This window comes from Weissella sp. DD23, from assembly GCF_001579105.1.
In the GTDB taxonomy this organism is placed as follows: Bacteria; Bacillota; Bacilli; order Lactobacillales; family Lactobacillaceae; genus Weissella; species Weissella cibaria.
In genome coordinates this window covers 2,158-4,459 of record NZ_KQ970400.1, presented here as the reverse complement: position 1 = coordinate 4,459, position 2,302 = coordinate 2,158, and the positions used below count along the sequence as shown (strand labels likewise).

At 47.9% G+C, this 2,302-nt stretch carries 3 protein-coding genes; all 3 read left to right on the top strand.

Annotation, left to right across the window (positions count from 1 at the left end; all coding sequences use genetic code 11):
- Window positions 1-950: phospholipase D-like domain-containing protein (locus WEIDD23_RS11150; protein WP_242865518.1), on the top strand; the 950-nt coding region annotated here is incomplete at its 5' end.
- Between the two features lie 18 nt (window positions 951-968).
- Complete coding sequence (locus WEIDD23_RS11145) at window positions 969-1,943, top strand: Ppx/GppA family phosphatase (protein WP_010369635.1); 975 nt, start codon at window positions 969-971, stop codon at window positions 1,941-1,943.
- Window positions 1,944-2,013: 70 nt separating this feature from the next.
- A partial coding sequence (locus WEIDD23_RS11140; RefSeq protein WP_156469647.1) for an alcohol dehydrogenase catalytic domain-containing protein occupies window positions 2,014-2,302 on the top strand: 289 nt, incomplete at its 3' end.

The window sequence follows — 2,302 nt, the reverse complement described above, 5'->3', positions numbered from 1 at the left end:
GCATTTCTATTTATCGGGTGTCGCATGATTCACCAATTGTGGCGGCGCTCACGCAAGCAGCCCAGGAGGGTAAACACGTGGTGGCGCTAGTTGAGATTAAGGCCCGGTTTGATGAACCAAACAACTTGAAATTGGTCGATACACTACAAGCTGCTGGCGTGACCGTATTTACAAGTTTTCCAGCGATGAAAGTCCACGCCAAGATGGCCTATGTTGTCCGTGACGGTCGCACGATTGTTCATTTGGGAACGGGTAACTACAACGATAAGACGGCTCACTTTTACACGGACTTTGGTTTGTTTACTGCTGATGAGCACATGGCGGCTGATGTCCGGCGTGTGTTTGCTTATGTGACGGGGCAAGCATCACAACCGCAAGAACTGGCTGACATTCGAATTGCACCAAATATGTTGCGGGCGACCTTGATTGAACAGATTGATGAAATGATTGTCGCAGCCGATGCTGGTAAACGCCCCGAAATCTGGTTCAAAGTGAATTCCATTTCGGACCAGGAGTTGATTGAACGGTTGTATATCGCGAGCCAAGCCGGGGTGCACATTCATTTGCTGGTCCGGGGGATTGCAACAGCGATGCCGAACCTGCCGAATGTGAGTGAGAATATCCAAATCCGTTCAATTGTTGGGCGGTTACTCGAACACTCACGGATTTATCTGTTTAAACGGGACAAAGAGGATGTGACGGTGTATCTGGCGTCTGCGGATGCGATGCCTCGTAACTTTGACCGGCGCGTAGAACTGCTGTTTCCAATTCACGATGCGGCGTTGAAACACCGTATTCGTAAAATTTTCCGGCAGATGTGGGCAGACCGCGCGCAAAGCTTCAATAAAACCCGTAATGGGCGGTATGTCCGACGTAAGTTACAGGCGGATTCAGATCCGGTACCGGTGCAAGAACGCTTATTAATCGCAGCTGAAAATGAAAACGACTAAAACTGGAGGAGAGAGATTATGCCTACATTAGCAATTTTGGATCTTGGTTCAAACTCGGTTCGCATGATGGTCAATCGCATTAATGCAGATGGGTCATATGAAGTATTAGACCGCCGTCAAGAAATGGTGCGAATGTCAGCGGGGATGGGCGATGAGAAAGTGATTCAACCGGATGCGATTGACCGGACAATGGTGGCACTGGCTGAATTTAAAGAAATTTATACGACATTTGATGAACAGGTACACGTGCGGGCCGTTGCAACGGCTGCTGTACGTCAGGCCAGCAATCAAGCGGAGTTTTTAGCGCGCTTTAAAGAAACGATGGGCTTTGACTTGACCGTGATTTCAGGCGATCAGGAAGCGGTGTATGACTTCAAAGGCGTTATGAATTCGTTACCGGTTAATGATGCGCTGATTTTGGATACCGGTGGGGCGTCGACTGAAATGATTTTAGTGAAGTCCGGTAAGATGGTGCAACGAATCAGTGTACCAATCGGGGCCGTCAATATTACGGAAGCCCACTTGGAGAAAGACCTGGTTAGTGCGAAGAGTTTGTTCAACGCATTGACGGCGACGAATAAATATTTCCATGATATTGCTTGGTTAGCAAATGCGGTGAACTTGCCGATTATTGCAATCGGTGGATCTAACCGAACGTTGGCTAAGATTATGCGTCACCGTCGTAATCAGTTGGACTTACCCGTGCACGGTTATCAAATGACTAAGGACGAGGTCGATGATATTTTTGCTGAGTTGTTGGGTGATAACAAGGCGGAGCGCATTGGAATTCGTGGTCTGTCGAAGGCTCGTGGCGATATTATTATCGGGGGCGTTTTGCCAATTGTGACGTTATTGACGATTATCGATAGTAATAAGGTCATCTTCTCGCAGTCAGGTATACGTGAAGGCGTGCTGTTTGCGACGATTGAAGAGTTAACTAATCAGCATGTTTTGAACCCTGAGGCGCGTCAATTAACGATTGATGCCGATTAAGGGCCATTTTTACGCCACCTATTTTGGGCAGGTGTACACTATTCGTAAATAAGAAAAGAAGGCAAGAAACATGAAGGCAGTTGTACTAAATCGGTTAGGTGATTTCGATTCATTAGTTGATGCAGAGGTCCGTGATTTGAAGGTGTCAGCTGATGAAATTTTGGTTAAGACACGCGCGGTTGCAGTGGATCCAATTGATATTAAGATTGGGAGCGGTAGCCGTGGCGGTCGAGATGGCATGATTTTGGGTTCGTCGGTGGCTGGGGATGTTGTTGCGGTTGGTCGCAATGTTCGTGGCTTCAAGGTTGGTGATCGGTTGGCCGCTAATGTCCGTGGCGGTGAAACCTACGCAGAAGAAG